General features: G+C 72.8%; 1 protein-coding gene. It reads left to right on the forward strand.

Features of this window, described 5'->3' with window-relative positions:
- Nucleotides 1-205: 205 nt before the first annotated feature.
- Nucleotides 206-9,009, forward strand: an 8,804-nt coding sequence (locus ACFP1K_RS40440) for an amino acid adenylation domain-containing protein (protein WP_380763779.1), incomplete at its 3' end; no start/stop codon positions are given.

A 9,009-nucleotide genomic window follows, 5' to 3' on the forward strand; every position in this document is an offset into this window, starting at 1 on the left:
TGAGCTGGATGTTTTGGAGTTGCGGGGGTTTGTGGGGGAGAGGGTGCCGGAGTACATGGTGCCGGGGGTTGTGGTGGTGGAGGCATTGCCGGTGACGGCTCACGGGAAGGTGGACAAGGGGCGGCTGGGTGGGGCGGAGTTCGGTGGGGTGGAGATTGGTGGGGCGGAGTTCGGTGGGGGGGTGGGGCGGGGGGCTGGCACGCCTATGGAGGAGGTGGTTTGTGGGCTGTTCGCTGAGGTGCTGGGGGTGGGGTGGGTGGGGGCGGATGAGTCCTTTTTTGAGCTTGGGGGGGATTCGCTGCTGGCCATGCGGCTGATCGTGCGGGTCCGGGCGGTGCTCACGGCTGAGATCGGGATCAGGGATCTGTTCGGGGCGCCGTCGGCGGCGGGGCTGGCGCGGCTGGTGGAGGACGTTCAGGGGCGTGGGCTGCGGGGTGGGGTGACGGCGCGGGAGCGGCCGGAGGTTCTGCCGTTGTCGTTCGGGCAGCAGCGGATGTGGTTCCTCAGCGGGCTGGAGGCGGCGGGGGCGGGGGCGGCGTACAACGCGCCGTTGGCCCTGTACATCTCCGGGGAGCTCGACGTCGCCGCGCTGGAGGCGGCGCTCGGGGACGTCGCGGGGCGGCACGAGATCCTGCGGACGGCTTTCCCGGAGAGCGGCGGGGTGCCGCGGCAGGAGATCCGCGCGCAGGGGGCGCCGCTTCGGGTGCGCCGGGTCGCCTCGGACGAGGTGCCCGGTGTCGTGGCGGCGGCCATGGGCGAGGGCTTCGACCTGGCCAAGGAGTTGCCCTGGCGGACCGAGCTGCTGGTGCTGTCCGATGCCGGCCGTGGCGCCGGGGCTGACTCGGACGCCGGGGACGGCGCTGGCTCGCGTGCCGGGGACGGTGCTGGTGGTGAGTTCACGTCCGGCGCCGGTGAGTTCGTGTTGTTGCTGGTGGCGCATCACATCGCGGTGGACGGCTGGTCGATGGGGGTGCTCGCCAGGGATCTGCGGGTCGCCTACGCGGCGCGCTCCGCGGGGGTGGCGCCGGGGTGGGCGGCGTTGCCGGTGCAGTACGCCGACTACGCGTTGTGGCAGCGGGAGATGCTGGGGGACGCGGGGGATCCGGGGAGCTTGATCAGTGAGCAGCTCGGGTACTGGCGGGAGGCGCTGGCGGGGCTGCCCGAGGAGACCGTGCTGCCGGTGGACCGGCAGCGGCCGGCGGTGCCGTCGTTCCGCAGTGGGACCGTGCCGGTGCGGGTGGACCCGGGGACGCACGCGGGGCTGGTGGAGGCCGCGCGGCGCGGGGCGGTGACGCTCTTCATGGTCGTGCAGGCGGCGGTGGCGATGACGCTCGCCCGCCTCGGAGCGGGAACCGACATCCCGATCGGCACGGCGGTCGCCGGGCGCGGGGACTCGGCGCTGGAGGATCTCGCGGGCTTCTTCGTGAACACGCTGGTGCTGCGCACCGACGTGAGCGGCGACCCGACGTTCGCGGAGCTGCTGGCCCGGGTCAAGGACGCCGACCTGGCCGCGTACGCGCACCAGGAACTGCCGTTCGAGCGGCTCGTGGACGAGCTGAGCCCCGAGCGGTCACTGGCCCGGCACCCGCTGTTCCAGGTCATGCTGGTGCTGCAGAACACGCCGCCCGCCGGGTGGGAACTGCCGGGACTGACCGTGCGGGCCGAGGAGGCCGAGTCCCTGCCCGCCCGCTTCGACCTGTCCGTCACGCTCACCGAGCGGCGGGACGGGCGGGGCGCCCCGGACGGGATCACCGGCGACCTGAGCTACCCCACCGACCTGTTCGACGACGCGACGGCCGAGGCGCTCGCCGCCCGGCTCGTCCGGGTGCTGGAGCAGGTGGCGGCCGACCCGCGGGTCCGGGCCGGTGACCTGGACATCCTCGACGACGCCGAGCGGCGCCAGGTCCTTGAGGAGTGGAACGACACCTTCCGGCCGATCGCGGACGTGACGCTGCCCGGGTTGTTCGCGGCCCAGGCGGCACGCACCCCGGGCGCCGCCGCCGTGGTGAGCGGGGACGTGTCGCTGACGTACGCCGAGCTGGACGCGTGGTCGGACCGGGTGGCGCGCCGGCTCCACGGCCGTGGCGTGCGCGCCGAGGACCGGGTGGGCGTCGTCATGGCGCGGTCCGCCGAACTGGTCGCGGTGCTGCTGGGTGTGGTGAAGGCGGGTGCGGCGTACGTGCCGCTGGACGCGGACCACCCCGTCGACCGGCTCCGCGCGGTGGCGGCCGAGGCCGGCGTGTCACTGGTGCTGGCCGACCGGGAACTGCCGGAACTGGACGCCGTCCCGGTGTCCGCGCTGCTGACCGGCGGCCGGGAGACCCCGGACGCGGCTCAGGAGGTGCCGCTCTCGCCGGACAACCTGGCGTACGTGATGTACACCTCCGGGTCGACCGGGGTGCCGAAGGGCGTGTCGGTGACGCACGCCAACGTGGCGGCCTTCGTGCTGGACGGGTGCTGGGGCGCGGACGCGGCGGAGCGGGTGCTGGTGCAGGCCAACCACGCGTTCGACGCCTCGACCTACGAGCTGTGGGTGCCGCTGGTCCGGGGCGGGTGCCTGGTGGTCATGCCGCCGGGGGACGCGGACGCGGCCCAGCGGGGGCTTGTGATCGGGCGGCACGCGGTGACGAACGTGCACGCGACGGCGGGGCTGTTCCGGGTGCTGGCGGAGGAGGCGCCGGAGATCTTCGCCGGGGTGCGGGAGGTGTCTACGGGCGGGGACGTGGTGTCGGCGTCCGCGATCCGCGCGCTGCTCGCGGCGCATCCGGAGCTGGTGGTGCGCACGACCTACGGCCCGACCGAGACCACCGCGTTCACCACGCAGATGCCGTTCACGGCCGGGGACGACGTCCCGGCGAACGTGCCGATCGGCCGTCCCATGGACAACTCCATGGCCTACGTGCTGGACGACCGCCTGCGGCCCGTCGCGCCCGGCGTGGTCGGGGAGCTGTACGTGGCGGGGGCGGGCCTCGCGCGCGGGTACGCGGGCCGGGCCGGGCTGACCGCCGAACGGTTCGTCGCCTGCCCGTTCGGGCTGGGCGGGCGGATGTACCGGACCGGGGACCTGGTGCGCTGGTCGTCCGGCGGGCGGCTGGTGTTCGCCGGGCGCGCCGACGAGCAGGTGAAGATCCGCGGCTTCCGCATCGAGCCCGGCGAGATCGAGGCCGTGCTGGCCGCGCACGAGAGCGTCGCCCAGGTCGCGGTGATCGCCCGCGAGGACCAGCCCGGGGTCAAGCGCCTGGTCGCCTACGTCGTCCCCGCCGAAGACGCCGCCGCCGGCAACGGTTCGGCGGTGCACGGGGCGAACGGTGCGGGGCATCGAGCCGCGGGCGACGGCGTGCCGGGTGTGGACGACGAGGTGTTGCGTGAGGTGGTGGCGGGAGCGTTGCCGGACTACATGGTTCCGGCGGCGTTCGTGACGGTGGAACGGCTGCCGGTGACCGTCAACGGGAAGCTGGATCGTGCGCTGCTGCCGGCGCCCGTGTACGAGGCCACGCGGGGGCGGGAGCCGCGGACACCGGCCGAGGAGGCGCTGTGCGCGCTGTTCGCCGAGGTGCTGGGGCTGGACGAGGTCGGCGTGGACGACTCGTTCTTCGAGCTGGGCGGCGACTCGATCATGTCGATGCTCGTGGTGGCGCGGGCCCGCCGTGCCGGGCTGGTCGTCACCGCGCGGCAGGTCTTCGAGCAGCGCACCCCCGCCGCGCTCGCCCGCGTCGCCGAGACCGGCGTCACCACGGTGACCACCGATGACGGCGGCACGGGCCCCGTGCCGCTGACCCCCGCGATGCGCGAACTCGCCGAGAAGGCGGGCGAGGTGGCGCTGACCGGCACCCTCGCGCAGTCCGTGCTCCTGGAGGTCCCCGGCGGGCTCGACCCCGCACGCCTGGCCACCGCCGTGCAGACCGTGCTGGACCACCACGACATCCTGCGGGCCAGGCTCAGCGGCGGGCGGCTCGTCGTCCCGGACAAGGGTGCCACCCTGGCCGCCGACCATGTCCGGCCCGCGGTCGCGGACGTCGCCACGGAGACCGCCGCCGCCGTGGCCCGGCTCAACCCCATGGCCGGGACGATGGTCCAGGTCGTCTGGTTCGACGGCGAGCCGGGAACGGCGGCGCTCGGTACGGCGGAGCCGGCTGCCGCCGGCACACCGGAGACCAGCACCGCCGCCTCCGCGCGCCTACTGCTGGTGGCGCACCACCTGGTGATGGACGGGGTCTCGTGGCGGGTGCTCGCTCCCGACCTTGAGGCCGCGTACCGGGGGGCCGCGCTGGAAGGCGGGACGTCGTTCCGGCGGTTCGCCGACGCGCTGGAGCGTGAGGCCGTGACGCCCGGAAGGGTGGACGAGCTCGCGGTGTGGCGGCGGCTGCTGGACGGGCCCGCGACGGTCGTGGCGGGGCGTGCCCTGGACCCGGACGTCGACCTGGAGGGCCGCGGGATGCGGCGGGTGACGGCCCGCGTCCCGGTGCTGGCCACCGCGGAACTGCTGACCAGGGTCCCGGCGGCGTTCCACCTGGGGGTGGACGACCTGCTGCTGGCCGGTCTGGTCGCGGCGCTGGACGAGTGGCGGCGCGCCGAGGGGCAGGACGTCACCGGCGGCGTGCTGGTGGACGTGGAGGGCCACGGCCGGGTGCCGCTGGCCGAGGACATGGACCTCACCCGGACGGTGGGCTGGTTCACCGGCTCCCACCCGGTCCGGCTCGATCCTGGCACCCTCGACCACACCGGGGTCAGGGACGGCGCCGCCGAGGCGGGCCGCCTCGTCAAGCTCGTCAAGGAGCAGCTGCGCGCCGTGCCGGGCGACGGCCTCGGATACGGGCTGCTGCGCTACCTCAACCCGCGCACCGCCCCGGAGCTCGCCGGGCTGCCCGCCGCCCAGGTCGGCTTCAACTACCTTGGCCGGTTCGGCACCGCCGAGGCGGGCGGCTGGCGGGCGGCCGGGGACGCCGTCCTCGCCGTGACGCCCGACCCGCGCATGGCCGCCACCCACGCGTTGGAGGCCGCCGGTTTCGTCCGCGACCTGCCGGACGGGCCGGAGCTCACCCTGTCCCTGGTCTGCCCCGCCGGGCTGTTCGGCGAGGACGACCTCGGCGAGCTGGCCTCCGCCTGGTCGGCGATGCTCGCCGGCCTGGCCGCCCACCGGGGTGGCGGGCGGACGCCGTCCGACTTCCCCCTGCTGGCCCTCACCCAGGGCGACATCGAGGAACTGGAGTCGGCCGACCCCGGCCTCGCCGACGTGTGGCCGCTGTCGCCGCTCCAGGAGGGCCTGCTCTTTCACTCCCGGTACGACGAGCAGGAACGTGACGTCTACGTGGAGCAGACCTTCGTCGACCTGGACGGGCCGCTGGACACCGTGGTGCTGCGCGCGTCGTGGCAGGCACTGCTCGATCGGCACGCGAGCCTGAGGACCGGGTTCCGGCAGCTCGCCGGGATGGACCGTCCCGTGCAGGTCGTCCTCTCGGACGTCGTCCTGCCCTGGCGGGAGGCGGACGTGTCGGGGTTCCCGTCGCCGGACGCCGAAGCTCTGCGGGTCACCCGGCAGGAGCAGGCGCGGTTCGACCTCGCGGCGCCGCCGGCGCTGCGGCTGCTGGTGCTCAAGCTGGGCGAGTCCCGGTATCGCATGGTCGTGACGATGCATCACATCGTGATGGACGGGTGGTCGCTGCCCGTCCTGTTCGGGGAGCTGTCGTCGATTTACGGGGCCGGTGGTGACGCGGCCGGGCTGGCGCCGGTGACGCCGTACCGCGACTACCTGGCGTGGCTGGAACGCCAGGACAAGGGGGCCGCGCGGGAGGCGTGGCGGGCGGCGCTGGACGGTGCGACGGAGCCGACCCTGGTCGGGCCCGCTGATCCCGGTGGCGCGCCTGTGGTCCCCCGGACGATCACCTGGCGGCCGGATGCCGGGATCGCCGCCGCGCTGCGGGATCTGGCGCGGGGGCACGGGCTGACGCTCAACACCGTCGTGCAAGGGGTGTGGGCCGTTCTGGTGGGGGCGCTCACCGGGCGCACCGACGTCGTGTTCGGCACGACGGTGGCCAACCGGCCCGCCGAGGTGGCCGGGGTGGAGCGGATGCTCGGGCTGTTCATGAACACCGTGCCGGTGCGGGTGGTGCTGGAGCCTGGGCGTCCGTTCGCGGAACTGCTGGCTGACCTGCAGGTGCGGCAGTCGGAGCTGATCGCTCATCAGCACCTCGGGCTCGCCGAGATCCAGCGTGCCGGTGGGGCTGGAGCCTCGTTCGACACGCTGCTGGCGTACGAGAACTATCCCCGTGATCCTGAGGGGCCGCTGCGGCTTCAGGGGGTCGCGGTGAGCGGGCTGGACGGGGAGGACGCGGCGCATTATCCGCTGGTGCTGGGGGTTCTTCCCGGGGAGCGGCTGGAGCTGCGGCTGGACTATCGGCCCGACGTGTTCGAAGAGACCGCCGTGCGGGCGATGGCGGGGCGGCTGGATCGGGTCTTCGCGCAGGTGGCCGCGGATCCTCGGGTTCTGGTGGCTGGGTTGGATGTGTTGTCGGGTGGGGAGCGGCGGGCGGTTGTCGAGGGGTGGAACGACACCGGTCGGGTGGTGGTCGAGGGGTCGTTGGGGGGGCTGGTCGAGGCGCAGGTGGGGCGTACTCCTGACGTGCTTGCTGTGGTGGGGGATGGGGTGCGGTTGACGTATGCGGAGTTGGATCGGAGGGCTAATCGGGTGGCTTGGTGGCTGCTCTCCCGTGGGGTTGGGGCTGAGGGCCGGGTCGGTGTGGTGATGGACCGGTCGGTGGATCTTGTGGTGTTGCTGTTGGGGGTGGTTAAGGCGGGGGCGGTGTATGTGCCGGTGGATCCGGCGTATCCGGCTGAGCGGGTTGCGTTGATGTTGGAGGGGGCGGGGCCGGATCTGGTGGTGGCGGAGGCCGGTACTGCTGAGGTGGTGTCGGGGGCGGTGTTGTGGGATGACCCGCTGGTGGTTGCGGAGGTGGCGTCTTATCCGGATTCCGCTCCTGAGGTGGCGGTGTTCGACGGGTCGTCGGTGTATGTGATGTTCACGTCTGGCTCGACCGGGGTGCCGAAGGGGATCGTCGCCACTCATGGTGGGGTGGCCGGTCTGGTGAGTGATGGTGGCTGGTCGGTGGGTGTGGGGGATCGGGTGTTGATGCATGCTCCGCATGCCTTTGATGCCTCGACGTATGAGTTGTGGGTGCCGTTGGTGCGTGGCGGGACGGTTGTGGTGGCGCCTGCGGGGGTGGTGGACGCGGCGACGCTGGGTGGGTTGATCGAGGCGCATGAGTTGTCGTTCGTGCATGTGACGGCTGGGTTGTTCGGGGTGTTGGCTGAGGAGTCGCCGGGGTCGTTGCGGCGGCTTACCGAGGTGTTGACCGGTGGGGATGTGGTTCCGGCGGGGTCGGTGGGCAAGGTGCTGGACGCCTGCCCCGGCGTGCGGGTGCGGCATTTGTACGGGCCGACCGAGGTGACGTTGTGTGCGACCACGTTCGTGGTGGAGCCCGGTGGTGAAGCGCCGTCGGTGCTGCCGATCGGTGGGCCTCGGGAGAACACCCGTACCTATGTGCTGGATGAATTCCTGCGTCCGGTACCGCCTGGAGTTGTCGGGGAGCTGTACGTCGCTGGGTCCGGTCTGGCCCGGGGGTATGACGGGCGGGCCGGGCTGACGGCTGAGCGGTTCGTGGCGTGTCCGTTCGGGCTGGGTGGGCGGATGTACCGCACTGGGGATTTGGCGCGGTGGACGTCGTTCGGGGAGTTGATGTTCGCGGGGCGGGCCGATGATCAGGTGAAGATTCGTGGGTTCCGGGTGGAGCCTGGGGAGATCGAGACGGTGCTGGCGGGGCATCCGGGGGTGGGGCAGGTCGCGGTGGTCGCCCGGCAGGACCAGCCCGGCGTCAAGCGCCTGATCGCCTACGTCGTGCCCTCTGGCGCCGTCGTGGACGGCGAGGTTCTGCGGGGCTTCGCCGCTGAGCGGTTGCCTGAGTACATGGTTCCGTCGGCTGTGCTGGTTTTGGACGCGTTGCCGGTGACCGTCAACGGCAAGCTCGACCGTGCCGCGCTGCCCGCTCCGCGGTTCGGCGGACAGGACGGACGTGCCCCGGCCACCCCCGTGGAAGCCGTGTTCTGCGACCTGTTCGCCGAAGTGCTGAACCTCGACCACGTCGGGGCCGATGAGTCCTTCTTCGACCTCGGTGGCGACTCGATCATGTCCATGCTGGTCGTGGCCCGTGCCCGGCGGGCCGGTCTGGTGATCAGTGCTCGGCAGGTGTTCGAGCAGCGCACTCCCGCCGCTCTCGCCCACCTGGCCGAGCCCGTCACCACCGTTGCCCCCACCTTCGACGACGGCGTAGGCCGAATCCCGCTGACCCCGGTCATGCGCGACCTGGCCGCCCGCGCGGGCCAGATCGCCCTGACCGGCGTCCTCACCCAGTCCATCCTGCTGGAGGCCCCCGCCGACCTGGAATTCCCCCACCTGATCACCGCCGTCCAAACCCTCCTGGACCACCACCCCATCCTCCGCGCCCGCCTGGACCTCACCGTCCCCCCCGGCGCCCTGATCGTCCCCCCGGCCGAAGCCGGTCTACGTGCGACGTCCTCCGTTACCCGCGTTGAGTTGGTGACCGCCGCTGCCGGGGCGCCGGCCGCGGCCGACGGCCTCGCGGCCGGTGCGGCCGGTGCGGCCGACGTGGCTGGTGCGGCCGACGTGGCTGGTGCGGCCGACGTGGCTGGTGCGGCCGACGTGGCCGACGTGGCCGACGTGGCCGGTGCGGCCGATGTGGCCGACGTGGCCGTGTCCGATTCGACTGACGTGGCCGATGTGGATTGCGATGTCGCGGGGATTATCGCGGCTGGGGCGGAGGCGGCTGCGGGGAGGATTGATTCGGTGGGTGGGGTGATGGTGCAGGTTGTTTGGTTTGACGGGGGGGTGGGGGTTGTTGGGCGGGTTTTGGTGGTGGCGCATCACCTTGTGGTGGATGGGGTTTCGCTTCGGGTTTTGGTGGGGGACTTGGTGGGGGCTTATGAGGCGGCTAAGGG

The sequence above is a fragment of the Sphaerisporangium aureirubrum genome (genome assembly GCF_042658925.1).
Lineage (GTDB): Bacteria > Actinomycetota > Actinomycetes > Streptosporangiales > Streptosporangiaceae > Sphaerisporangium > Sphaerisporangium aureirubrum.